The organism is Streptomyces sp. NBC_00083, assembly GCF_026343295.1.
GTDB lineage: Bacteria > Actinomycetota > Actinomycetes > Streptomycetales > Streptomycetaceae > Streptomyces.
This window is the reverse complement of the sequence record NZ_JAPELY010000002.1, coordinates 1,350,326-1,376,106: the sequence shown is the minus strand read 5'-3', so window position 1 is coordinate 1,376,106 and position 25,781 is coordinate 1,350,326. Positions and strand designations below refer to the sequence as shown.

Annotated in this window: 14 protein-coding genes, 1 tRNA gene and 3 rRNA genes; 4 read left to right on the top strand and 14 right to left on the bottom strand. The window is 67.9% G+C overall.

The features are described 5' to 3' along the window. Positions 1-193: 193 nt before the first annotated feature. A complete protein-coding gene (locus OOJ98_RS22560; RefSeq protein WP_323177921.1) occupies positions 194-2,815 on the top strand; it encodes a SpoIIE family protein phosphatase in 2,622 nt (873 codons plus the stop codon). 81 nt (positions 2,816-2,896) lie between these two features. Here OOJ98_RS22560 and OOJ98_RS22555 read toward each other — a convergent pair. The 8 genes from OOJ98_RS22555 to thyX all read right to left on the bottom strand — a co-directional run bounded on the left by OOJ98_RS22555 (position 2,897) and on the right by thyX (position 13,167). Continuing rightward, positions 2,897-2,969, bottom strand: a tRNA-Thr gene (locus OOJ98_RS22555). 89 nt (positions 2,970-3,058) lie between these two features. After that, positions 3,059-3,736: a DegT/DnrJ/EryC1/StrS family aminotransferase gene (locus tag OOJ98_RS22550; protein WP_267056747.1), complete on the bottom strand. Its 678-nt coding sequence runs from the start codon at positions 3,734-3,736 to the stop codon at positions 3,059-3,061. A gap of 98 nt (positions 3,737-3,834) precedes the next feature. Then, positions 3,835-3,951 (bottom strand): 5S ribosomal RNA (rrf, locus tag OOJ98_RS22545). An 89-nt stretch (positions 3,952-4,040) separates the two neighbouring features. Next, positions 4,041-7,164 (bottom strand): 23S ribosomal RNA (locus OOJ98_RS22540). Positions 7,165-7,448: 284 nt separating this feature from the next. Beyond that, a 16S ribosomal RNA gene (locus OOJ98_RS22535) occupies positions 7,449-8,974 on the bottom strand. The 16S, 23S and 5S rRNA genes sit together here, the layout of an rRNA operon. A 531-nt stretch (positions 8,975-9,505) precedes the next feature. Then, positions 9,506-11,191 carry a ribonuclease J gene (locus OOJ98_RS22530; protein ID WP_267056746.1) on the bottom strand — a complete coding sequence of 562 codons (1,686 nt, stop codon included), beginning with the start codon at positions 11,189-11,191 and terminating at the stop codon, positions 9,506-9,508. A 124-nt stretch (positions 11,192-11,315) separates the two neighbouring features. Further along, the gene (dapA, locus tag OOJ98_RS22525; RefSeq protein ID WP_267056745.1) at positions 11,316-12,215 is read right to left on the bottom strand and encodes a 4-hydroxy-tetrahydrodipicolinate synthase; all 900 of its coding nucleotides are present in this window, start codon (positions 12,213-12,215) and stop codon (positions 11,316-11,318) included. Positions 12,216-12,426: 211 nt separating this feature from the next. Continuing rightward, entirely contained in the window at positions 12,427-13,167 is a 741-nt protein-coding gene (gene thyX, locus OOJ98_RS22520; protein WP_267056744.1) for an FAD-dependent thymidylate synthase, read from the bottom strand. A gap of 199 nt (positions 13,168-13,366) precedes the next feature. Here thyX and OOJ98_RS22515 point away from each other — a divergent pair, with 199 nt between their 5' ends. After that, positions 13,367-13,606 carry a hypothetical protein gene (locus OOJ98_RS22515; protein ID WP_267056743.1) on the top strand — a complete coding sequence of 80 codons (240 nt, stop codon included), beginning with the start codon at positions 13,367-13,369 and terminating at the stop codon, positions 13,604-13,606. Between the two features lie 147 nt (positions 13,607-13,753). After that, positions 13,754-14,314 (top strand): hypothetical protein, encoded by a 561-nt coding sequence (locus OOJ98_RS22510; RefSeq protein WP_267056742.1) that lies wholly within the window; start codon positions 13,754-13,756, stop codon positions 14,312-14,314. Positions 14,315-14,375: 61 nt separating this feature from the next. Here OOJ98_RS22510 and OOJ98_RS22505 read toward each other — a convergent pair whose 3' ends face one another. From OOJ98_RS22505 to eccD, 6 genes are all read right to left on the bottom strand, one after another. After that, positions 14,376-14,828: a hypothetical protein gene (locus OOJ98_RS22505; protein ID WP_267056741.1), complete on the bottom strand. Its 453-nt coding sequence runs from the start codon at positions 14,826-14,828 to the stop codon at positions 14,376-14,378. Positions 14,829-14,845: 17 nt separating this feature from the next. Next, positions 14,846-15,598, bottom strand: a complete 753-nt coding sequence (dapB, locus tag OOJ98_RS22500) for a 4-hydroxy-tetrahydrodipicolinate reductase (protein ID WP_267056740.1) — start codon at positions 15,596-15,598, stop codon at positions 14,846-14,848. A gap of 19 nt (positions 15,599-15,617) precedes the next feature. Then, positions 15,618-16,997 carry a pitrilysin family protein gene (locus OOJ98_RS22495; protein ID WP_267056739.1) on the bottom strand — a complete coding sequence of 460 codons (1,380 nt, stop codon included), beginning with the start codon at positions 16,995-16,997 and terminating at the stop codon, positions 15,618-15,620. After that, positions 16,994-19,213, bottom strand: coding sequence for a polyribonucleotide nucleotidyltransferase (locus OOJ98_RS22490; RefSeq protein ID WP_267056738.1), 2,220 nt, complete (start codon positions 19,211-19,213; stop codon positions 16,994-16,996). Before OOJ98_RS22490 ends, OOJ98_RS22495 begins: the two co-directional genes overlap by 4 nt. Before the next feature lie 323 nt (positions 19,214-19,536). Further along, positions 19,537-19,827 (bottom strand): 30S ribosomal protein S15, encoded by a 291-nt coding sequence (gene rpsO / locus OOJ98_RS22485; protein ID WP_267056737.1) that lies wholly within the window; start codon positions 19,825-19,827, stop codon positions 19,537-19,539. Positions 19,828-20,039: 212 nt separating this feature from the next. After that, on the bottom strand, positions 20,040-21,539 hold the full coding sequence (gene eccD / locus OOJ98_RS22480) for a type VII secretion integral membrane protein EccD (RefSeq protein WP_267056736.1): 1,500 nt from the start codon (positions 21,537-21,539) through the stop codon (positions 20,040-20,042). Between the two features lie 245 nt (positions 21,540-21,784). Between eccD and eccCa the strand changes: the two genes are divergently transcribed. Next, positions 21,785-25,759 (top strand): type VII secretion protein EccCa, encoded by a 3,975-nt coding sequence (eccCa, locus tag OOJ98_RS22475; protein ID WP_267056735.1) that lies wholly within the window; start codon positions 21,785-21,787, stop codon positions 25,757-25,759. Positions 25,760-25,781 lie beyond the last annotated feature (22 nt).

The window sequence follows — 25,781 nt, the reverse complement described above, 5'->3', positions numbered from 1 at the left end:
TCCAGCCGCCCCGGTCCGCCCGGCAAGAGGGCGGTTCGTTCCCTTTGCCCGAAATGGCAGGGGAAAGGCGGCGCAAAGGACGACCACGGGAGACCGGAGGGGGCGGGCCGACGTGGGACTGTTGATTCCCGGAGGGCACGTTCCGGAGCCCCGGCAAGGAAATCCGGGCGTCGAGACGCGTACGAGGAGTTCTGTGATCACCGCGCGGGCGGCAGCCAGCTTCGACCCTGTCGGGCGGTCCGTCGCGACCGCCCGCGCCTTCGTCCGGGACACGCTCCAGGGCTGGGGGTACGCGGACGTCGTGGACGACGCCGTGGTCCTCACCAGTGAGCTCGTCACCAACGCGGTGGTCCACGCCGGCACCAAGGCCGACGTCCTGTGTCTGCGCTCCGAGGACGGCGTACGCGTGGAGGTGGCCGACCGCTACCCCGAACGTGAGGTTCCGCTCATCGGCTCGCCCACCGACATCGCGAGCCCCGATCGCGAGAACGGCCGCGGCCTGCTGCTCTGCGCCGCCCTCGCCTCCCGCTGGGGCGTCGAGTACACGCCGACCAGAAAGAACGTCTGGTTCCAACTCGACCTGCCCAACCGGCCGGTGGGCACCCGCTCCGCGGGTCCGGCCCTGCCCACCGCGCTCCTTCCCGTGACCGACGGGCGGGTCCGCGTCGCGGTCGTCCAGATCGACCGCGCGGGCGCCGTCCGCGCCTGGAACGAGGACGCCGAGGAACTCTTCGGCTACCCCGCCGAGCAGGTCACCGGCAAGGCGCTCACCGACTTCGCCGCCTGGCCGCACACCCCCGGCACCTCCACCGGCATCGTCGAGGCGCTCCAACTCTCGCGCTGGGAAGGCACGTACGGGATAAGGGGTGCCGACGGCCGCGTAGTGCCCGTGTACGCCTCGCACTTGAGGGTCCGTGACACCGAGGGCGAACCCTCCACGGTCTGTCTCCTCGTACGCGACGACGAGCGCGCGGTGCTCCAGACCCCCGCCCGCCAGCCCGTCACCGAATCCACCGTGCTGGGCGAGAACCGCAGTGTGGACCCCTTCGAGGTGTTCATCGGCTCCCCCGCCCCCGACGACCTCGACGGCCTGCTCCAGCGCACCGTCGAGCGCGCCCGCGACATGCTCGACGGCGACTCCGCGTTCCTGCTCCTCGCCACCGACGACGAGACCGAACTCGAAGTCCGCGCCACCACCGGCCTGCCCTCCGCACGCCAGCGCTTCGCCCGCGTCCCCGTCGAGGCCGGCACCGGCCGGTACGGATCGGCGCGGATGCCCGCCGTCCACGAGGACCTCGCGGCCGTGCCCGGCGCGGTCCCGCTCCTCGAAAGCACCGGCATGCGCTCGGTCGTCACCGTCCCCCTCAAGGTCGAGGGACGCCTGACGGGATCGCTCGGCGTCGCCGCGGAATCCCCCGGCCGCTACTCCAACGAGGAGGCCCTGCGCCTCCAGTTCGCCGCCGACCGCATCGCGCTCGCCGTCGAATCGGCCCGTCTGGGAGAGCTGGAGCGCCTGCGCAGAGGCTCGCTGAGCTTCCTCGTCGAGGCCTCCGACCTCCTGGCCGGCACCCTGGACCGCGACCAGACGCTCGCCCTCATGGCGCAGATGACCGTGCCCACCCTCGCCACCTGGTGCGCCGTCTACACGATCGCCGACCAGTCCTCGGACCCGTACCTCTCCTACGTCCTGCACGAGGACGAGGAGCGCATCGACGGCCTCAAGGCGCTCCTGTCCAAGATCAGCCCACCGGAGCCGGTCCCCACCCCGGGCGCCCGTGTCTGGGCCGCCCCCGGCGAGGCCGCACACCAGGCGGCCCTCCGCGTCTCGATGCGCGACTTCGGCCGCTCCGGCTCCCCGCACACCGGCGGCGGCCTCGGCTCCACCTTGTCGACCGCGGCCGCGGTCGGCGGCGAGACCGTCGTCCTGCCCCTGGTCGCCCGCAACCGCGTCATCGGCATGCTGACCCTGGGCAAGCCGTCCGACGACCACTTCCGCCAGGAAATCCTCGAACTCGCCGAGGACCTCTCCCGCCGGGCCGCCCTCGCCCTGGACAACGCCCGCCTCTACTCCGAGCGCATGGCCATCAGCCGCTCGCTCCAGCGCTCCCTGCTGCCGCCGGGCCTGCCGCAGATCCCCGGCGTCGAGGTCGAGGTCATCTACCGCGCGGCCGGCGAGGGCAACGAGGTCGGCGGCGACTTCTACGACCTCTTCCCCATTCGCGACGGCGCGTACGGCTTCGCCATCGGCGACGTCTGCGGCACCGGCCCGGAGGCCGCCGCGGTCACCGGCCTCGCCCGGCACGCGCTGCGCCTGCTCGCCCGCGAGGGCTTCGGCGGCCCCGCGGTCCTGGAACGTCTGAACGCGGCGATCCTCGACGAGGGCGCCCGCAGCCGCTTCCTGACGCTCCTGTACGGGGAGTTGTGGCCTCAGGAGGACGGCAGCGCCATCCTCAAGGTCGTCTGCGCCGGCCATCCCCTTCCGCTGCGCCTGCGCCAGGACGGCACGGTCGAGCCGGCCGCCGACCCGCAGCCCCTGCTCGGCGTCATGGAGGACCTGGAGCTGTACGAGCAGACCATCACCCTCGACCCGGGCGATGTCCTGCTGTGCGTGACGGACGGCATCACCGAACGCCGCGAGGGCACGCGCATGCTGGGTGACGACGGCCTCACCGACGTCCTCGCCTCGTGTACGGGCCTGACGGCGGGCGCGGTGGCGGCGCGTGTGCTGCGCGCGGTCGAGCGGTTCGCCGCCGAACCGGCTTCGGACGACATGGCGATCCTGACGATGCGTATCCCGGAGGAAGCCAAGCGATAGGCCCCGGTAGGGGCCCTGCGGGTATACGAAAGCGGGTACGCGAAAGGCCCCGCCCATTGGGCGGGGCCTTTCGAAGTTCTGAGCCCCCATGCGGAATCGAACCGCAGACCTTCTCCTTACCATGGAGACGCTCTACCGACTGAGCTATAGGGGCCGGTTGGTGTTTCGGGGTTTCCCCCTCGCCAACGAGATAAAGCATACCCCGAATCAGACGGTGTTCCGAACCACGGTCACCGGTTCCGGCTATGCGGGTTGCAGCAGCCCGCCCAACGCGTTGCAGACGGATACCAACCGCCGCAATTCCGCCGGGGAGAGCGCGTCGAGGGAGGGCAGCGCGAGGGTTTCGTCCGCCGCCCGTTCGGTCGCGTGGAGCACCCACTCGTCCCGCCGGAACTCCCGCATCCGGTGTACGGGAGTGGGGACGGGCACCTCGCAGGCGACCCCGCGCCGCTTCAACAGCCGCGCGAACGCGTCCCGGTCGGGCCGGCCGTTCCCGGGCACCCGCACGACGTACCGCTGGTAGCGGTGGCCGTCGGCCGGCGCGGGCGTCGCCACTCCGACAAGCCGACGGTCCAAGTACCGGGCGCGCTCACGCCGTTGAGCCACATCACCGCCGAGACCCTCGCCGTCCTCCTCTTCGACGAGCAACACCCCCTGAGCCGTGGTGAGTTCGGCGAACGAGGCGGTGTCGGCCGGATACCCGAAGCGGCGTACGAGCACGACGGCCGCGGTCCTGGGCGTGAGCGCCCGGCCCACGGTGTCGGGGGAAAGGCAGTAGGTCCGCGGGTCTATGTCGGCGAACACCGGGGCCGCTCCGGCAGCCACGACGGCCCGCGCCAACTCGCCCGTGTCGTAGGCCGGCACGATCACTTCGTCGCCGCTCGCGACCCCGGCCGCTGTGAGCGCTCCCGTCATCCTCATGACAGGAGATCGTTCTCCTGCCACATGAACACCAGGTGAGCAGGCATAAAAAAACGCTGGCCCCCGAACCGAAGTTCAGGGACCAGCGTTGAAGATTTGTTCGGCGGCGTCCTACTCTCCCACAGGGTCCCCCCTGCAGTACCATCGGCGCTGAAAGGCTTAGCTTCCGGGTTCGGAATGTAACCGGGCGTTTCCCTAACGCTATGACCACCGAAACACTATGAAGTTGAACTCGACCAGCACACACCCAAAGGGCATGCGGGAGTTCATTGCTTCAGAACAAACACAGTGGACGCGAGCAACTGAGGACAAGCCCTCGGCCTATTAGTACCAGTCAGCTCCACCCGTTACCGGGCTTCCACATCTGGCCTATCAACCCAGTCGTCTACTGGGAGCCTTACCCTCTCAAGGAGGTGGGAACACTCATCTCGAAGCAGGCTTCCCGCTTAGATGCTTTCAGCGGTTATCCTTTCCGAACGTAGCCAACCAGCCATGCCCTTGGCAGGACAACTGGCACACCAGAGGTTCGTCCGTCCCGGTCCTCTCGTACTAGGGACAGCCCTTCTCAATGTTCCTGCGCGCGCAGCGGATAGGGACCGAACTGTCTCACGACGTTCTAAACCCAGCTCGCGTACCGCTTTAATGGGCGAACAGCCCAACCCTTGGGACCGACTCCAGCCCCAGGATGCGACGAGCCGACATCGAGGTGCCAAACCATCCCGTCGATATGGACTCTTGGGGAAGATCAGCCTGTTATCCCCGGGGTACCTTTTATCCGTTGAGCGACGGCGCTTCCACAAGCCACCGCCGGATCACTAGTCCCGACTTTCGTCCCTGCTCGACCCGTCGGTCTCACAGTCAAGCTCCCTTGTGCACTTACACTCAACACCTGATTGCCAACCAGGCTGAGGGAACCTTTGGGCGCCTCCGTTACTCTTTAGGAGGCAACCGCCCCAGTTAAACTACCCATCAGACACTGTCCCTGATCCGGATCACGGACCGAGGTTAGACATCCAGCACGACCAGAGTGGTATTTCAACGACGACTCCACAACCACTGGCGTGGCCGCTTCAAAGTCTCCCACCTATCCTACACAAGCCGAACCGAACACCAATATCAAACTGTAGTAAAGGTCCCGGGGTCTTTCCGTCCTGCTGCGCGAAACGAGCATCTTTACTCGTAGTGCAATTTCACCGGGCCTATGGTTGAGACAGTCGAGAAGTCGTTACGCCATTCGTGCAGGTCGGAACTTACCCGACAAGGAATTTCGCTACCTTAGGATGGTTATAGTTACCACCGCCGTTTACTGGCGCTTAAGTTCTCAGCTTCGCAACCCCGAAAGGTCACTAACCGGTCCCCTTAACGTTCCAGCACCGGGCAGGCGTCAGTCCGTATACATCGCCTTACGGCTTCGCACGGACCTGTGTTTTTAGTAAACAGTCGCTTCTCGCTGGTCTCTGCGGCCACCCCCAGCTCAGAGAGTAAATCTCATCACCGGTGATGGCCCCCTTCTCCCGAAGTTACGGGGGCATTTTGCCGAGTTCCTTAACCATAGTTCACCCGAACGCCTCGGTATTCTCTACCTGACCACCTGAGTCGGTTTAGGGTACGGGCCGCCATGAAACTCGCTAGAGGCTTTTCTCGACAGCATAGGATCATCCACTTCACCACAATCGGCTCGGCATCAGGTCTCAGCCTTAATGTGCGACGGATTTGCCTACCGCACGGCCTACACCCTTACCCCGGGACAACCACCGCCCGGGTTGGACTACCTTCCTGCGTCACCCCATCGCTTACCTACTACCACCTTGGGTCGGCGGCTCCACCACTTTCCTTTACCCCGAAGGGTCCGGAACGGCTTCACGGGCTTAGCATCGCCTGATTCAGTATTGGGCGTTTCAAAGCGGGTACCGGAATATCAACCGGTTGTCCATCGACTACGCCTGTCGGCCTCGCCTTAGGTCCCGACTTACCCTGGGCAGATCAGCTTGACCCAGGAACCCTTAGTCAATCGGCGCACACGTTTCTCACGTGTGTATCGCTACTCATGCCTGCATTCTCACTCGTGAACCGTCCACCACTAGCTTCCGCTGCAGCTTCACCCGGCACACGACGCTCCCCTACCCATCCCAGCAGGCGTTGGCCCTATATGCTGGAATGACACGACTTCGGCGGTACGCTTGAGCCCCGCTACATTGTCGGCGCGGAATCACTTGACCAGTGAGCTATTACGCACTCTTTCAAGGGTGGCTGCTTCTAAGCCAACCTCCTGGTTGTCTCTGCGACTCCACATCCTTTCCCACTTAGCGTACGCTTAGGGGCCTTAGTCGATGCTCTGGGCTGTTTCCCTCTCGACCATGGAGCTTATCCCCCACAGTCTCACTGCCGTGCTCTCACTTACCGGCATTCGGAGTTTGGCTAAGGTCAGTAACCCGGTAGGGCCCATCGCCTATCCAGTGCTCTACCTCCGGCAAGAAACACACGACGCTGCACCTAAATGCATTTCGGGGAGAACCAGCTATCACGGAGTTTGATTGGCCTTTCACCCCTAACCACAGGTCATCCCCCAGGTTTTCAACCCTGGTGGGTTCGGTCCTCCACGACCTCTTACAGCCGCTTCAACCTGCCCATGGCTAGATCACTCCGCTTCGGGTCTAGAGCGTGCAACTCAATCGCCCTATTCGGACTCGCTTTCGCTACGGCTTCCCCACACGGGTTAACCTCGCTACACACCGCTAACTCGCAGGCTCATTCTTCAAAAGGCACGCAGTCACGACGCACTGAGTAAACTCAATGCGCGACGCTCCCACGGCTTGTAGGCACACGGTTTCAGGTACTATTTCACTCCGCTCCCGCGGTACTTTTCACCATTCCCTCACGGTACTATCCGCTATCGGTCACCAGGGAATATTTAGGCTTAGCGGGTGGTCCCGCCAGATTCACACGGGATTTCTCGGGCCCCGTGCTACTTGGGTGTCTCTCAAACGAGCCGTTGATGTTTCAGCTACGGGGGTCTTACCCTCTACGCCGGACCTTTCGCATGTCCTTCGCCTACATCAACGGTTTCTGACTCGTCCTGTCGCCGGCAGACGACAGAAGAGAGATCCCACAACCCCGCATGCGCAACCCCTGCCGGGTATCACACGCATACGGTTTGGCCTCATCCGGTTTCGCTCGCCACTACTCCCGGAATCACGGTTGTTTTCTCTTCCTGAGGGTACTGAGATGTTTCACTTCCCCTCGTTCCCTCCACATACCCTATGTGTTCAGGTATGGGTGACAGCCCATGACGACTGCCGGGTTTCCCCATTCGGAAACCCCCGGATCAAAGCCTGGTTGACGGCTCCCCGGGGACTATCGTGGCCTCCCACGTCCTTCATCGGTTCCTGGTGCCAAGGCATCCACCGTGCGCCCTTAAAAACTTGGCCACAGATGCTCGCGTCCACTGTGCAGTTCTCAAACAACGACCAACCACCCATCACCCCCACCATTCAGTGGAGTTCACTGGGGCCGGCACTAGAAGGCAGCCTCTCGGCCGTACCTTCAGATACCCAACAGCGTGCCCGGCCCTCTCCATCGCCCCGATCCGTTTTCCACGCTCCGAAGAGCAGTACTGGCGGCCCGAGTTGACCAAGAGTGCCGAATAGTCAACGTTCCACCCATGAGCTGACCGTGCAGAACATTTGTCTGCAGACGGTGCTGTGCTCCTTAGAAAGGAGGTGATCCAGCCGCACCTTCCGGTACGGCTACCTTGTTACGACTTCGTCCCAATCGCCAGTCCCACCTTCGACAGCTCCCTCCCACAAGGGGTTGGGCCACCGGCTTCGGGTGTTACCGACTTTCGTGACGTGACGGGCGGTGTGTACAAGGCCCGGGAACGTATTCACCGCAGCAATGCTGATCTGCGATTACTAGCAACTCCGACTTCATGGGGTCGAGTTGCAGACCCCAATCCGAACTGAGACCGGCTTTTTGAGATTCGCTCCGCCTCGCGGCATCGCAGCTCTTTGTACCGGCCATTGTAGCACGTGTGCAGCCCAAGACATAAGGGGCATGATGACTTGACGTCGTCCCCACCTTCCTCCGAGTTGACCCCGGCAGTCTCCTGTGAGTCCCCATCACCCCGAAGGGCATGCTGGCAACACAGAACAAGGGTTGCGCTCGTTGCGGGACTTAACCCAACATCTCACGACACGAGCTGACGACAGCCATGCACCACCTGTATACCGACCACAAGGGGGCGACTATCTCTAGCCGTTTCCGGTATATGTCAAGCCTTGGTAAGGTTCTTCGCGTTGCGTCGAATTAAGCCACATGCTCCGCTGCTTGTGCGGGCCCCCGTCAATTCCTTTGAGTTTTAGCCTTGCGGCCGTACTCCCCAGGCGGGGAACTTAATGCGTTAGCTGCGGCACCGACGACGTGGAATGTCGCCAACACCTAGTTCCCAACGTTTACGGCGTGGACTACCAGGGTATCTAATCCTGTTCGCTCCCCACGCTTTCGCTCCTCAGCGTCAGTAATGGCCCAGAGATCCGCCTTCGCCACCGGTGTTCCTCCTGATATCTGCGCATTTCACCGCTACACCAGGAATTCCGATCTCCCCTACCACACTCTAGCTAGCCCGTATCGAATGCAGACCCGGGGTTAAGCCCCGGGCTTTCACATCCGACGTGACAAGCCGCCTACGAGCTCTTTACGCCCAATAATTCCGGACAACGCTTGCGCCCTACGTATTACCGCGGCTGCTGGCACGTAGTTAGCCGGCGCTTCTTCTGCAGGTACCGTCACTTTCGCTTCTTCCCTGCTGAAAGAGGTTTACAACCCGAAGGCCGTCATCCCTCACGCGGCGTCGCTGCATCAGGCTTTCGCCCATTGTGCAATATTCCCCACTGCTGCCTCCCGTAGGAGTCTGGGCCGTGTCTCAGTCCCAGTGTGGCCGGTCGCCCTCTCAGGCCGGCTACCCGTCGTCGCCTTGGTAGGCCATTACCCCACCAACAAGCTGATAGGCCGCGGGCTCATCCTTCACCGCCGGAGCTTTTAACCCCTCAAGATGCCCTGAGGAGTGTTATCCGGTATTAGACCCCGTTTCCAGGGCTTGTCCCAGAGTGAAGGGCAGATTGCCCACGTGTTACTCACCCGTTCGCCACTAATCCACCCCGAAGGGCTTCATCGTTCGACTTGCATGTGTTAAGCACGCCGCCAGCGTTCGTCCTGAGCCAGGATCAAACTCTCCATGAATGTTTACCCGTAATCGGGTGCACACATCACGTAAGAGCGGGACGGAACCACCGGAATAAGGCGGCCCGTCCACAGCGTCCTCGCTGTGTAATTGCCTGCCCACCACAAGGGCGTGCAGGACTTTTCAAAGGAACCTCGTCCCACCGAAGTGGAGACGGGGTTGTCAATCTGGCGTTGACTTTTGGCACGCTGTTGAGTTCTCAAGGAACGGACGCTTCCTTTGTACTCACCCTCTCGGGCTTTCCTCCGGGCGCTTCCCTTCGGTATTTCGTGTTCCGACTCTATCAGACTCTTTCGTGTCCGATTCCCCGTCGAATTGGGGTTCGCCTTGAGTTCTTCGCTTTCGCGTTTTCCCTTTCGGCGGGCCCGACTTTATCAGAGATTCTGAAGCCGGATTTCCCGCCCCCTCTGGAAGTCCCTCTGCGGTGCGTGACCGAAGCGGGTTCCCCGTGGGCGGAGACATAAACCTACTGGAGCGGGGCGCCCCGATGCAAATCGAGGCGCCCCGCTCCGGACCTGCTGTCGCGACCGTCAGACCTCGACGACCACGGGGAGGATCATCGGACGCCTGCGGTAGGTGTCCGAGACCCACTTGCCGACCGAGCGGCGGATCAGCTGCTGGAGCTGGTGGGGCTCCACAACGCCGTCCTGGGCGGACCGGTTGAGCGCTTCCTCGATCTTCGCGACCACCGGTCCGAACGCCGAGTCCTCGATGCCGGAACCGCGGGCCTGGATGTGCGGGCCGCTGGTGATCTTGCCGCTGCTGGAGTCCACCACCACGTACACCGAGATGATGCCCTCGTCGCCGAGGATGCGGCGGTCCTTGAGGGAGGACTCCGTCACGTCGCCGACCGAGAGGCCGTCGACATAGACGTAACCCGCCTGGACCTTGCCGACGATCCGCGCGGTGCCGTCGACGAGGTCGACGACCACGCCGTCCTCGGCGATGACGATGTGGTTCTTCGGCACGCCCGTGAGGGCACCGAGCTCCGCGTTCGCCCGCAGGTGACGCCATTCGCCGTGGACCGGCATCAGGTTCTTCGGCTTGCAGATGTTGTAGAAGTACAGCAGCTCGCCGGCCGAGGCGTGGCCCGAGACGTGCACCTTGGCGTTGCCCTTGTGGACGACGTTGGCGCCCCAGCGGGTCAGGCCGTTGATGACGCGGTAGACCGCGTTCTCGTTGCCCGGGATGAGCGACGAGGCCAGGATCACGGTGTCGCCCTGGACGATCCGGATCTGGTGGTCGCGGTTGGCCATGCGGGACAGCGCGGCCATCGGCTCGCCCTGCGAGCCCGTGCAGACCAGCACGACCTCGTCGTCCGGCAGGTCGTCGAGGGTCTTGACGTCGACGACGAGGCCGGCCGGGACCTTCAGGTAGCCGAGGTCGCGGGCGATGCCCATGTTGCGGACCATCGAGCGGCCGACGAAGGCGACTCTTCGGCCGTACTCGTGCGCGGCGTCCAGGATCTGCTGGATGCGGTGGACGTGGCTGGCGAAGCTGGCCACGATGATGCGCTTGTCGGCGTTGGCGAAGACGGTGCGCAGGACGTTGGAGATGTCCCGCTCCGGCGGCACGAACCCGGGGACCTCCGCGTTGGTGGAGTCCGAGAGGAGGAGGTCGATGCCCTCCTCGCTCAGCCGCGCGAAGGCGTGCAGGTCGGTGAGCCGGCCGTCGAGCGGCAGCTGGTCCATCTTGAAGTCGCCGGTCGCGACGGCCATGCCCGCGGGGGTGCGGATGGCGACGGCGAGGGCGTCCGGGATGGAGTGGTTGACGGCGATGAATTCGCAGTCGAAGGGGCCGAGGCGCTCGCGGTCGCCCTCGGCGACCTCCAGCGTGTAGGGCCGGATGCGGTGCTCCTGGAGCTTGGCCTCGATGAGCGCGAGGGTCAGCTTGGAGCCGATCAGCGGGATGTCCGGCTTCTCGCGGAGCAGGTAGGGGACGCCGCCGATGTGGTCCTCGTGGCCGTGCGTCAGGACGATGCCCTCGATGTCGTCGAGGCGGTCCCTGATCGAGCTGAAGTCCGGCAGGATCAGGTCGATGCCGGGCTGCTCCTCCTCGGGGAAGAGGACGCCGCAGTCGACGATGAGCAGGCGGCCGTCGAACTCGAAGACGGTCATGTTCCGGCCGATTTCGCCGAGACCGCCGAGCGGGGTGACGCGCAGGCCGTTCTTGGGAAGCTTCGGCGGGGTGCCGAGCTCGGGATGCGGATGACTCAAAAGACTCTCCTCACCACACGCGCCACGTACCTGAGGGCACGTGGCGCGTATGTCATTCGTGCACTTGCTGTTGTGTGGTTTTTCGCGCGTTTGTCCGGCGCGTATTCAGTTGTGAAGTCTGTGGTTAGAGCTGTACCCCGCCGGCTGCAAGATCGAGCGCCAGCTGGCTTGATTCTTCCGCCGTGAGCTCGACCATCGGGAGCCGGAGCGGCCCGGCGGGCAGGCCCTTGAGCGCCAGCGCCGCCTTGGTGGTCATGACGCCCTGGGTGCGGAACATCCCCGTGTAGACGGGGAGCAGTCGCTGGTGGATCTCGGTGGCCTTGGCGACGTCGCCGGCGAGGTACGCCTCCAGGAGGGCGCGCAGCTCGGGGGTGACCAGGTGGCCGACGACGGAGACGAAGCCGCAGGCGCCGACGGAGAGCAGCGGCAGGTTGAGCATGTCGTCGCCGGAGTACCAGGCGAGGCCGGAGCGGGCGATGGCCCAGCTCGCGCGCCCGAGGTCGCCCTTGGCGTCCTTGTTGGCGACGATCCTGGGGTGCTCGGCGAGCCGGACGAGGGTCTCGGTGTCGATCGGGACGCCGCTGCGGCCGGGGATGTCGTAGAGCATCACGGGCAGCTCGGTGGCGTCGGCGATGGCCGAGAAGTGCTGGAGCAGGCCCTCCTGGGAGGGCTTGTTGTAGTACGGGGTCACCGCGAGCAGGCCGTGCGCGCCGGAGCGTTCGGCCGTACGGGCGAGGTCGAGGGTGTGGCGGGTGTCGTTGGTTCCGATGCCGGCCACGACGTGGGCCCGGTCGCCGACGGCTTCCAGTACGGCCCGTACGAGCTGGTCTTTCTCCGCGTCGCTGGTGGTCGGGGACTCGCCGGTGGTGCCGTTGACGATGAGTCCGTCGTTGCCTGCGTCGACCAGGTGGGCCGCCAGTCGCTGGGCGCCGTCGAGGTCGAGTGCGCCGTCCGCCGTGAAGGGCGTGATCATGGCGGTGAGGACCCGCCCGAAGGGGGTCTGCGGAGTGGAGATCGGAGCCATGGGTAACACGCTACTCGCTGCTCAACGCCGGGTCCCCCCTCGGGGGCAGGTGGCTGAGGGAGCCCGGCACTGCCTGCTCGGGGGTTCAAGCAGTGCCGGGTCCGTTTGATCAGCCTAGATGAACTTCACGAAACGCCGCAATACGGACACTTTGCGCGGCGTATCCGCACATCTGTGCCGGTATGAGCCCTTCGGCCGTGCGCCGGGGTGGTTACGGGGCGACCCGGCCGTTGGTGTTGAAGGCCGCATGGGTGAGCGGCATGAGCGCGGCCCACTCCCGCTCCATCTTCTCGCCGACCATCTCGATCTCCCGCTGCGGGAAGGACGGCACCTTCGCCATCTCGTGCTGGGTACGCAGGCCGAGGAAATGCATCAGCGAGCGCGCGTTGCACGTCGCGTACATCGAGGAGAAGAGGCCGACCGGGAGCGTGGCGCGGGCGACCTCGCGGGCGACGCCGGCCGCCAGCATCTCCTGGTACGCCTCGTAGGAGCGGCGGTAGGACTCCTCCATGACGCGAGCGGTCAGCTCCTGCTGCTCCGTCGTGCCGTCGACGAACTCGTACTTGCCGGGGCGGCCCTGCTGGACCAGCTTGCGGTCCGCGCCCGGGACGTAGAAGACCGGCTGGAGCTCCCTGTACCGGCCCGACTCCTCGTTGTAGGACCAGCCCACGCGGTGCCGCATGAACTCGCGGAAGACGAAGATCGGGGCGCTGATGAAGAAGGTCATCGAGTTGTGCTCGAAGGGGCTGCCGTGCCGGTCCCGCATCAGGTAGTTGATGAGGCCCTTGGAGCGCTCGGGGTCCTTCTGGAGCTCTTCCAGGGACTGCTCGCCGGCCGTGGAGACCCGGGCTGCCCACAGCACGTCCGAGTCGGACGCCGCGTGCTTGACCAGCTCGACCGTGACGTCGGTGCGGAAGCTGGGCTTGAGGTCTGGGGCGGGGGTGTCGGTCACCGGCGGGTCCTTCCAATTGCGTCGCTCGGGCGGCGCCCACTCTACGGGCCGGCACTGACAACTCCGTCCCTGACGGTTCGTCACCACATTCTTCGGCCAATTCGGGGAATTCGGGCACCAATCGGCACTGCCGTGCGTCTGTACCAGTAGGCAGCAACCAGTTCGACAGCCCCTCGAGTTTCCCAGGAGATGTGCCCCCATGTTCCGCCGGCGTGAGCCCGTTCCGTTCGCATTCGTCGCCCAGGCCGACCGCTACCGCAGCAACGTCGAGCCGCCGCCGCGCCAGCGCGCGAGCGCAGGTCAGCTCCTTGGCAGGACGCTCGTCGGGCTGACCGTGATAGCCGGGCTCACCGGTGGGCTGCTCTTCGGGCTGCCGGCGATGGAGAGCCCGCAGTCCCCCGGGCACAGCCAGCAGTCCGAGGCCTCCCAGGGGCGTTGAGCACCCCCTGACCGGCCTCCGACCGCCCCGACCGGCCCCTGACGCGCCGACGCGCGCCCGGACCCCCGGAGGTGGCCGCGCGGTGACCTGCTGGGTAGCCTCACCCCGCACAGCCCAATCGAGCGTGCTTGTGAGTGAGGATCAGTCGTGCCCCTGCCCTTCCTGACGGCCGACCGCGCAGTCGACGCACTTGGTGAGTACTCCGACGAGGTCGCGCTGCCCTTCGACGACCGCGATCGCTGGCGGCGGCCCTACCGGCCGGGCCCGTGGCGGGTCGCCGCCGGAGCCATGCTGCTGCTGCTCGCCTCGTTCGTCCTGCTCGCCGCCGTGATCATCGCCGCCGCCGGGGAACCGGCGGGGGCGCTCGCCGTCCTCGGTGTCGCCGTCCTCGTGATCGCCTCGTCGCTGCGGCTGCTGCGGGTCGGAGTGTGGGTCAGCGAGGCCGGGCTGCGCCGGGTCGGCTTCCTGTCCACCACCACGGTGGCGTGGTCGCGGATCGGCGCGGTGCACACCGTTCAGCAGCCGGTGCGCTGGCTCGGGCTTCCGCGGACCGTCCAGGGCCAGGCCCTGATCGCCGAGCGGCCGGGCGCCGAGGCGCTCGCGCCCCTGCTCACCGACCACAACGCCGACTTCCTGGGCCGCGCCGAGGCCTTCGACCGGGCCGCTGACCTGGTGGAGGCATGGGGCGACGAGTACCGGCGCGGCTGATCGCGCGCGCGGTCTCCCCAACCTCGGCCTCCCCTGGCCCCGGCCGGGTCGGCCCCTCCGCCTAGACCTCGGCCGGCTTCCGGTCGTGCAGCGCGATCGCGCGCTGCATCGCCTTGCGGGCCCGGGGGGTGTCACGGGCGTCCTGGTAGGCGACGGCGAGACGGAACCAGCAGCGCCAGTCGTCGGGCGCGTCCTCCGTCTCGGCCTTGCGCCGGGCGAAGACGGCGTCGGCCGAGTCGCGGTCGATGCGGCCGCTCTCGGTGCGGACCAACTCGTCGACGGGCAGGCCGCCTTCGGCCTCCAGGACGACGGCCAGCTTGTTGGCCTTCGTCACGAAGCGGGTGTTGGCCCACAGGAACCAGATGCCGATCAACGGCAGGATCAGCACCGCCACGCCCAGCGTGACGGTGATCCACGTGCCCTGCTCGAGGAGCAGCACGCCACGGCTGCCGGCCAGGACGAAGTAGAAGACCAGGACGGCGGCCGTGATGAGGTAGGTGATTTTCGCGCGCATGAGGCCGGTGGTGCCGCTCAGTTGAGGTCGAGGAAGTGTTCCAGGCCGAAGGTGAGGCCCGGAGTGGTCACCACGCGGCGCGCGCCGAGCAGGATGCCCGGCATGAAGCTGCTGTGGTGGAGGGAGTCGTGGCGCACGGTCAGGGTCTCGCCCTCCGCACCGAGCAGCACTTCCTGGTGGGCCAGGAGGCCGCGCAGCCGTACCGCGTGCACGGGGATGCCGTCCACGTCGGCGCCGCGGGCGCCGTCGAGCGCCGTGGTGGTGGCGTCCGGCGCGGGGCCGACGCCTGCTTCGGCGCGGGCCGCGGCGATGAGCTGGGCGGTGCGCGTGGCGGTGCCGGAGGGGGCGTCCACCTTGTTGGGGTGGTGCAGCTCGACGACCTCGACGGATTCGAAGTACGGGGCCGCGAGCTGGGCGAACTTCATGGTCAGGACGGCGCCGATGGAGAAGTTCGGCGCGATGAGCACACCGGTCGCCGGGGATGCGGCGAGCCAGGTGTTCAGCTGTGCGAGGCGGTCCTCGGTCCAGCCCGTGGTGCCGACGACGGCGTGGATTCCGTGGCGTACACAGAACTCCAGGTTGTCCATCACCGAGGCGGGGGTGGTCAGTTCGACGGCCACCTGGGCGCCGCTCTCGGCGAGCGTCTCCAGGGAGTCGCCGCGGCCGAGGGCCGCGACCAGTTCCATGTCCTCGGCGGCCTCGACGGCTCGGACCGCTTCGGACCCGATCCGGCCCTTGGCACCGAGGACCGCCACGCGCAGCTTGCTCATTCGCTTGCTTCCTTAGGGGTTACGCGACCGCTTCGTGGAGGCGGTCGGCCTGCTTGTCCTTCAGCGGGCCGATGACGGACAGCGAGGGACGCTGCCCCAGGACATCACGGGCCACCTCACGGACGTCGTCCGGGGTGACTTCCGCTATCCGGGCCAGCATGTCGTCGACCGACATCTGGGTCCCCCAGCACAGCTCGCTCTTGCCGATGCGGTTCATCAGCGCGCCGGTGTCCTCCAGGCCGAGGACGGTGGAGCCGGAGAGCTGGCCGACGGCGCGGCCGATCTCGTCGTCCGAGAGTCCCTCGTTGGCGACGCGGTCCAGTTCGTCGCGGCAGATCTTCAGGACGTCGTGGACCTGGCTGGGGCGGCAGCCCGCGTACACGCCGAACAGACCGCAGTCGGCGAAGCCCGAGGTGTACGAGTACACGCTGTAGGCCAGGCCGCGCTTCTCGCGGACTTCCTGGAAGAGCCGGGACGACATGCCGCCGCCCAGTGCCGTGTTCAGGACGCCGAGCGCCCAGCGGCGCTCGTCGGTGCGGGCGAGGCCCGGCATGCCGAGGACGACGTGGGCCTGTTCCGTGCGGCGGTTCAGGTGCTCCAGCCGGCCGGCGGCCTTCAGGGTGCGGGTGCCGCTGCGCGGTTCGAGGGGGACGGCGTCGGTGCGCGACAGCGCGCCGGCCTTCTCGAAGGCCTTGCGGACCTGGCGTACGACGGTGGCGTGGTCGACGTTTCCGGCGGCGGCCACGACCAGGTGGCGCGGATCGTAGTGCTTCTTGTAGAAGCGGGAGATCTGCCCCTGGGTGAGCGCGTTGATGGTGTCGACCGTGCCGAGGACCGGGCGGCCAAGCGGGGTGTCGCCGAGCATGGTGTGCGCGAACAGGTCGTGCACGCAGTCGCCCGGGTCGTCCTCGGTCATCGCGATCTCTTCGAGGATGACGCCGCGTTCGGCGTCGATGTCCTCGGCGAGGATCAGCGAGTCGGTGAGCATGTCGCACACGACGTCGATCGCCAGCGGCAGGTCGGTGTCGAGGACCCGCGCGTAGTAGCAGGTGTACTCCTTCGCCGTGAAGGCGTTCATCTCGCCGCCGACCGCGTCGAGGGCGGAGGAGATGTCGAGGGCGCTGCGCTTGCGGGTGCCCTTGAAGAGGAGGTGTTCGAGGTAGTGGGTGGCCCCGTTCAGCGTCGGCGTCTCGTCGCGCGAACCCACCTGGACCCAGATCCCGAAGGTCGCGGACCGTACGGAGGGGAGGGTTTCGGTGACGACCCGCAGGCCGCCGGGGAGGGTCGTACGGCGGACGGTGCCGATGCCGTTCTGACCCTTCAGAAGCGTTTGGGTACGGGCGACGGCCCGCCCCTCCGAAGAGGTGCGGGCCGTCGTCGCGGAACTACGGGACGTCACTTGGCCGCGTCGTCCTTCTCAGCGTCGTCGGCCGTCTCGCCCTCGATCACGGGGACCAGGGAGAGCTTGCCGCGGGAGTCGATCTCGGCGATCTCGACCTGGACCTTGGCGCCCACGCCGAGCACGTCCTCGACGTTCTCGACGCGCTTGCCGCCGGCGAGCTTGCGGATCTGCGAGATGTGCAGCAGACCGTCCTTGCCGGGCATCAGGGACACGAACGCACCGAAGGTGGTGGTCTTGACGACCGTACCCAGGTAGCGCTCGCCGACCTCGGGCATCGTCGGGTTGGCGATGCTGTTGATCGTGGCGCGGGCGGCCTCGGCCTGCGAACCGACCTGGGCACCGATGTAGATGGTGCCGTCGTCCTCGATCGTGATCTCGGCGCCGGTGTCCTCCTGGATCTGGTTGATCATCTTGCCCTTGGGGCCGATGACCTCGCCGATCTTGTCCACGGGGATCTTGACGGTGATGATCCGCGGGGCGTTGGGGGACATCTCGTCCGGCGTGTCGATCGCTTCCATCATCACGTCGAGGATGTGGAGGCGGGCGTCGCGGGCCTGCTTGAGGGCGGCGGCCAGGACGGAGGCCGGGATGCCGTCGAGCTTGGTGTCGAGCTGGAGCGCGGTGACGAACTCCTTCGTACCGGCGACCTTGAAGTCCATGTCACCGAACGCGTCCTCGGCACCGAGGATGTCGGTGAGGGCGACGTAGTGCGTCTTGCCGTCGATCTCCTGCGAGATGAGGCCCATGGCGATACCGGCGACGGGGGCCTTGAGGGGCACACCGGCGTTCAGGAGCGACATGGTGGAGGCGCAGACCGAGCCCATGGACGTCGAGCCGTTGGAGCCGAGGGCCTCGGACACCTGACGGATCGCGTAGGGGAACTCCTCGCGCGTCGGCAGGACGGGCACGATGGCGCGCTCGGCGAGGGCGCCGTGGCCGATCTCGCGGCGCTTGGGCGAGCCCACGCGGCCGGTCTCGCCGACCGAGTACGGCGGGAAGTTGTAGTTGTGCATGTAGCGCTTGCGGGTCACCGGGGAGAGGGTGTCCAGCTGCTGCTCCATGCGGAGCATGTTGAGGGTGGTGACGCCCAGGATCTGGGTCTCGCCACGCTCGAACAGGGCGGAGCCGTGCACGCGCGGGATGGCCTCGACCTCGGCGGCGAGCGTACGGATGTCCGTGATGCCGCGGCCGTCGATGCGGACCTTGTCCTTGATGACGCGCTCGCGGACCAGCTTCTTGGTCAGCGCGCGGTACGCGGCGGAGATCTCCTTCTCGCGGCCTTCGAACTGCGGGAGCAGCTTGTCGGCGGCGATCTCCTTGACGCGGTCGAGCTCGGCCTCGCGGTCCTGCTTGCCGGCGATGGTGAGCGCCTGGGCGAGCTCGCCCTTGACCGCGGCGGTGAGCGCCTCCAGGACGTCGTCCTGGTAGTCGAGGAAGACGGGGAACTCGCCGGTCGGCTTCGCGGCCTTGGCGGCGAGGTCGGCCTGGGCCTTGCAGAGGACCTTGATGAAGGGCTTCGCGGCGTCGAGGCCGGAGGCGACGACCTCCTCGGTGGGCGCCTCGGCGCCGCCCTTGACCAGCTGGATGGTCTTCTCGGTGGCCTCGGCCTCGACCATCATGATCGCGACGTCGCCGTCTTCGAGGGCGCGGCCCGCGACGACCATGTCGAAGACGGCGTCCTCGAGCTCGGTGTGCGTCGGGAAGGCGACCCACTGGCCGTTGATCAGCGCGACGCGGACGCCGCCGATCGGGCCGGAGAAGGGCAGGCCGGCCAGCTGCGTGGACGCGGACGCGGCGTTGATCGCGACGACGTCGTACAGGTGGTCGGGGTTGAGCGCCATGATCGTCGCGACGACCTGGATCTCGTTGCGCAGGCCCTTCTTGAAGGACGGGCGCAGCGGGCGGTCGATGAGGCGGCAGGTGAGGATCGCGTCCTCGGAGGGCCGGCCCTCGCGGCGGAAGAAGGAGCCGGGGATCTTGCCGGCCGCGTACTGCCGCTCCTCGACGTCCACCGTGAGGGGGAAGAAGTCGAGCTGGTCCTTGGGCTTCTTGGACGCGGTGGTCGCCGAGAGGACCATGGTGTCGTCGTCCAGGTACGCCACGGCGGAGCCGGCGGCCTGCTTGGCGAGGCGGCCCGTCTCGAAGCGGATGGTGCGGGTGCCGAAGGAGCCGTTGTCGATGACGGCCTCGGCGTAGTGGGTCTCGTTCTCCACTAGTGTTTTCTCCATTTGCTTGGCTGCATTGTCGTCTTTTCGTCTCCGGGCCCGTGTGGCTCGGAGACGGTGGATGACGGCGGAGAAGCGCTCCTGGGGGCGGGCCGGTCTTCGATCGAAGCGCCCGGGGTGCCTTGCGGTCCGGGGGCCACTACCGAGGACCGGCGGCGGAGGAGGGCTTCTGCTCGCTCGTCGTGGTGAAGCGTCTTCGGTGCTGCTTGTTCTGTTGTGCGTACCAGACTACTGAGCCTTCGGTACGTCGCGCATGTACAGCAAAGGGAGCGGCCCCCTAATAGGTGGGAACCGCTCCCTCGACAGCATGCTTACTTGGCGCCACCGGCCGCACCGCGGCGGATGCCCAGGCGGTCGACCAGCGCACGGAAGCGCTGGATGTCCTTCTTGGCGAGGTACTGCAGAAGGCGACGGCGCTGGCCGACGAGGATCAGCAGGCCACGACGGGAGTGGTGGTCGTGCTTGTGCGTCTTGAGGTGCTCCGTCAGGTCGGAGATGCGGCGCGAGAGCATGGCGACCTGGACCTCGGGGGAGCCGGTGTCGCCCTCCTTCTGGCCGAACTCGGACATGATCTGCTTCTTCGTAGCGGCGTCGAGCGGCACGCTTACTCCTCAGTATTGTTCGATGCGCCCACGAGTGCCCCAGGTCTTGATCTCTGGGGAGCTTCCGTGACTCGCGAGCGAGGGTCCGATGAGCGCAGCTTCCAGATGCTCCGGAAACGCGTACACAAACGGCCGTCACACAGCGTACCAGCACCCCGGGTGGCGGTTGACCCGGTGGCGGCCGGTGCGGGTGGGCGGGCGGCGGCGCGGGGTCAGCTGGTCAGGGCGCGGGCGCGGGCGTACACGTCGAAGACGGCCAGGGTCAGCGGCAGCAGGGTGAGCAGGACGAAGCCTTCGGCGATCTCCAGGAAGCGGCCCCAGAACGGGGTGACGCCGCGGTTCGGCACGATCAGCGCGATGGCGGTGACCAGGGCCGCGGCGGCGGCGATCGCGGCGACCAGCCACAGCGTGTGGATGTCGAGGCCGGAGGTGTCGCCCTTGAGCGCGTCCGCCATGAGGCCGCGCGGCGCGTTGACGCACAGGCCGAGGCCGAGCAGGACCAGGGCGCCGAGGCCGGCGGCGAGGGTGGCGGCGACCTGCGCGGTGTAGCGGAAGAGGTGGGCGCGCATCAGCAGGGCGACGCCGGTCGCCAGGGCGAGCAGCCGGCCCCAGGTGCCGTCGCTGAAGCCGAGGACCGCGGCGCCCGTGACGGCGAGGACGGCGCAGCCGCCGACGAGGCCGACGAGCAGTTCGTGGCCGCGCCGGGCCTGAGCGGCGATGCGTTCGGCGTCGACGGGCTGCGCGGTGGCGTCGTCGTCGGCGTCGCGCTGGGAGCCGTGGGGCGCGTCGAAGCCGATGGGCAGCCGGGCGAAGCGCATGGAGAGTCCGGGCAGGAAGGCGAGCGCGCCGACGGCGAGCTGGGCGGCGACCGCGGCGGTCTCGCTGGGCGTCATGTCGGTGAGGATCGCCGTGAACACGACGAGCGCGCCGACCGCGGAGGCGAGGACGAACGCGACGAAGGGCCCGTCGCCGCGGGGCGAGAGCAGGGTGAGGACGAGGGAGGCGATGAGGACGGCGGCGCAGGCGAGCAGCATCTGGAGCCGGCCGATGCCGTGGTGGGCGGCGAGCGGCAGGAGGCCGGAGCCGGCCACGGCGATGTTGGGCAGCGAGCCGAGGCCGAGGGCGACGGCGGAGAGCTGGTCGTCGTAGATCCGGGCGCGGACGGCGGCGAGGGTGAGCAGCAGCACCCCGGCGACGGCGGCGAGGATGCCGGGCAGGCCGTGCATGTCGTGGCGCGGGTCGCCGCTCCAGGCGGCGAAGGCGAGCAGCGCGGGCAGGATGCCGCCGCCGATGAGTCCCGCGGCACGGGTCAGGTCGCTGTTCCACAGGGTGCGGTCCTGGGTGACCGCGGAGGCGACGGCCTCGGACACGTCGTCGAAGACGGCGGGGGGCAGCGATTGGGAGAAGGGGCGCAGGGTGAGCAGTTCGCCGTCGAGGATCGACTGGGCGGCGAACGAGCGGGCGCTGTCGAGGACGGTGCCGTCGCGGCGTACGAGGGAGTAGCCGACGGGGGCGCCCTCGGCGGGGCTCTGCTGGGCGAGGCGCAGGATCTCGGGGTAGATGTCGGCGACCGGGATGTCGTCGGGCAGGGCCACGTCGATGCGGCCGTCCGGAGCGACGATCGTGACCCGGCAGAATCCGAGCCCCGCCCCGGTTGCCTGGGCCGGCCGGTTCGGCTCGGCGGCCGTCGTCGCGGTGGTCGTCGTGCTCACCCTCGGCTCCCCCTGCTGTTGTGTGCGCTTGCGTTTGCGATGCGTACGCCGCCCCGAACGCCGGCGCTCCCCCGGGGTGTCAATTGCCCGGTTTCGTCGCTCGGTTCGCGGGTGCTGACGTCCCAGAGCGCACCCTATCCCCAGCCGGTCACATCGGATGTCAGTAGGATTCCCGGGCGGTCGGCGTTCGCCGGACACGGGGCGGCGAGCTGAACTTCTACGACTGCCAAGGGAATTGGTGCGTTGTGAGTCACATCATCGTCAAGCGGCCGCCACGGGCGCTGCCTTCCGAGGTGCCGACGGAGGAGGTCGTCCTCCAGTCTCCGCCGGAGCTGCCACGCGGTCAGCAGGAGGGTGCGCTGATGCAACTCCTGCCCATGCTGGGCATGGGGGGCTCCGTGGTGTTCTTCTTCATGCCGAACAGCCAGCCGTTCATGAAGATCATGGGCATGGTGATGGTCGCCTCGACGGTGGCCATGTCGGTGGCGATGATCATCCGCTACCGCAAGGGCTCGCAGGGGCAGTTGGCGGACATGCGCCGCGACTATCTGCGCTATCTCGGCCAGACGCGGCGGGCGGCGGCGCGGGCCGCGCACAAGCAGCGGGACGCGCAGTACTACCTGCACCCCTCGCCCGAGCAGCTGTGGGCGCTGGTGGCCGAGGGCAGCCGGGTGTGGGAGCGCCGCGCGGGCGACGAGGACTTCGGGCAGGTCCGTGTCGGGCTCGGGCCGCAGACGCTGGCGACGGCGCTCGTGCCGCCGCAGACCGCGCCGGTCGACCAGCTGGAGCCGCTGACGGCCGGCGCCATGCAGCGGTTCCTGGCCACCCATCAGACGGTCGAGGACCTGCCGATGGCGGTGTCGTTGCGCGCCTTCTACCACGTGACGGTCAGCGGGGAGGCGCAGACGGTACGGGCGTCGGCGCGCGCCCTGACCGCATCGCTCGCCGCGCTGCACTCCCCCGAGGACCTGGTGATCGCGGTCGCCGCGTCGCCGTCCGCGACGGCGCACTGGGAGTGGACGAAGTGGCTTCCGCACACCCAGGCGCCGGGTCTCACCGACGGTGCGGGCAGCCGGCGTCTGATCAGCCGCAGCGCGGCCGAACTGGAAGAACTCCTCGCGCCGCGCCTCACCGGACGGCCGCGCTTCCACCCGGAGGGCGCGCCGCTGCCGGAGGAGCCGCACATCGTCGTCGTCCTCGACGGGGTGTCGCCGCCCCCGATGTCGGTGCTGGCGTCGGCCGAGGGTCTGCAGGGCGTCACCGTCGTCGAGGTCGTGCCCGGTGAGCTCACCGGCGCGCGCGGCGACCTGGCGGTCGTCGTGCACCCGCGCACGCTGCGCCTGGAGTCGGGCCACGGCCTCGTGTACGAGGGCACGCCCGACCTGCTGTCGTACGAGTCCGCCGACGCGCTCGCCCGCCAGCTGGCCCCGCTGCGCATGGCCTCGGGCGGCGACGACGACGAACCGCTGCTGGCCAACCTGGAGTTCACCGACCTGCTGAGCCTGGGCGACGCGGACTCGGTGGACACAGCCCGCACCTGGCGGCCGCGCTCCGCTTCGGAGCGGCTGCGGGTGCCCATCGGGGTGGGTGAGGACGGGCGGCCCGTCATGCTCGACCTGAAGGAGGCCGCGCAGGACGGCATGGGCCCGCACGGCCTGTGCGTCGGCGCGACCGGTTCCGGCAAGTCGGAGCTGCTGCGCACCCTGGTCCTCGGCCTCGCGGTGACGCACTCGTCGGAGACCCTCAACTTCGTCCTCGCCGACTTCAAGGGCGGCGCGACCTTCGCCGGCATGGCGCAGATGCCCCACGTCGCGGCCGTCATCACCAACCTCGCCGACGACCTCACCCTCGTCGACCGCATGGGCGACTCGATCCGCGGCGAGCTCAACCGCCGCCAGGAGATGCTGCGCGACGCCGGCAACTACGCCAACATCCACGACTACGAGCGGGCCCGGCTCGCCGGCGCCCCGCTGCAGCCCGTGCCGTCGCTGGTCCTGGTCATCGACGAGTTCAGCGAACTGCTCACCGCCAAGCCCGACTTCATCGAGATGTTCGTGCAGATCGGCCGCATCGGCCGCTCGCTCGGCGTCCATCTGCTGCTCGCCTCGCAGCGCCTGGAGGAGGGCCGGCTGCGCGGCCTGGAGACGTACCTGTCCTACCGGGTCGGTCTGCGCACCTTCTCCGCCGCCGAGTCGCGCGCCGCGCTCGGCGTCCCCGACGCCTACCACCTGCCGAGCGTGCCCGGCTCCGGCTATCTGAAGTTCGGCACCGACGAGATGACCCGCTTCAAGGCGGCGTACGTGTCCGGTGTGTACCGCACGGGCGCCGACCGTTCCGCCGCGCTCGGCGGTCCGGTGCCCGTGGACCGGCGCCCGGTGCTGTTCACCGCCGCCGAGGTGCCGGTGACGTACGCCCCGCCGACCGTGCCGGGGCCGCGCGGCGAGAGCGGGCCGCGCACCGACGACGCGCTCGCCGACACGGTGCTCGACGTCATCGTGCGCCGCCTCGAAGCGCGGGGCCCCGCCGCGCACCAGGTGTGGCTGCCGCCGCTGGACAGCCCGCCGGCGCTCGACTCGCTGCTGCCGGGCCTCGCCCCGGTGCCGGGCCGGGGACTGACCCAGCCCGACTTCGAGGGGGCGGGACGGCTCGTGGTGCCGGTCGGCCTGGTCGACAAGCCGTACGAGCAGCGCCGCGACCCGCTGTGGTGCGACTTCTCGGGCGCCGCCGGCCATCTGCAGATCCTGGGCGGCCCGCAGTCCGGCAAGTCGACCCTGGTACGGACCCTGATCGCGTCGTTCGCGCTCACCCACACCCCGCAGGAGGTGCAGTTCTACGGGCTCGACTTCGGCGGCGGCGGCATGGCCGCGGTCTCCGGGCTCCCCCACGTCGGCGGCGTCGCGTCCCGCCTGGACCCGGAGCGGGTGCGGCGCACGGTGGCCGAGGTGTACGGCGTGCTGACCCGCCGCGAGGAGTACTTCCGCTCGGCCGGCATCGCCTCGATCGCCGACTTCCGCTCCCGCCGGGCACGCGGCACCATCTCGGTCACCGACCAGCCGTGGGGCGATGTGTTCCTCGTCATCGACGGCTGGGGCAACTTCCGTACCGAGTACGAGGGCCTCGAACAGGTCGTCCTGGACATCGCGGCCCGCGGCCTCGGCTACGGCGTCCACCTGGTGGTGACGGCGTCCCGCTCGATGGAGGTCAGGGCCAACCTCAAGGACCACCTCGTGAACCGCCTCGAACTGCGGCTCGGCGACACCATGGACTCCGAGTTCGACCGCAAGGTCGCCGCCAACGTCCCCATGGGCGTGCCCGGCCGTGGCCAGACCCCGCAGAAGACGCACTTCATGGCGGCCGTGCCGCGCATCGACGGCCTCCAGTCCGACACCGACATCGCCGACGCGACCCGCGCCCTCGCCACCGAGGTCACCCGGCACTGGACCGCACCCGGCGCACCCGCGGTCCGCCTCCTTCCGCGTGAACTCCCCGCGGCGCAGCTGCCGCCGGGCCACGCCTTCCCGGAGCGCGGTATCGCCTTCGCGCTCGACGAGAACAACCTGGAGCCGGTCTTCGTCGACTTCGAGCAGGACCCGTTCTTCATGATTTTCGGCGAGGGCGAGTCCGGCAAGTCGAACCTGCTGCGCCTCCTGATCACCCAGCTCACCCAGCGGTACGAGGGCGACGCGTGCAAGCTGTTCGTGGTGGACAACCGGCGCGCCCTGCTCGATGTGACCCCGGCGTCCCACCTGGCCGAGTACATCCCCATGTCGAACGCCATGGACCATCACATGGACGCGCTGGCCGACCTGATGAAGCGCCGGGCGCCCAGCGCGGACGTCACGGCGCAGCAGTTGCGCGACCGCAGCTGGTGGCGAGGGCCCACGGTGTACGTCGTCGTCGACGACTACGACCTGGTGTCGACGTCCAGCGGCAACCCGTTGGGCAAGCTCACCGAGATGCTGCCGTTCGCGCGTGACGTGGGGGTGCGCTTCATCATCGCCCGCTCCACGGCGGGCGCGGGCCGCGCCGCGTACGAACCGTTCATCCAGCGCATGAAGGAGCTGGGCGCCCAGGGCGTCGTCCTGGCCGGCGACCCCGGCGAGGGCGACATCCTCGCGGGCGTCCGCCCCCGCCCGATGCCGACGGGCCGCGGCACCTTCGTCTCCCGCCGGCGGGGGAAGCCGCTGGTGCAGACGGGGTTGATGGAGGACGGGAACTGAGGGGGTTCTGAAGGGGGCCGGC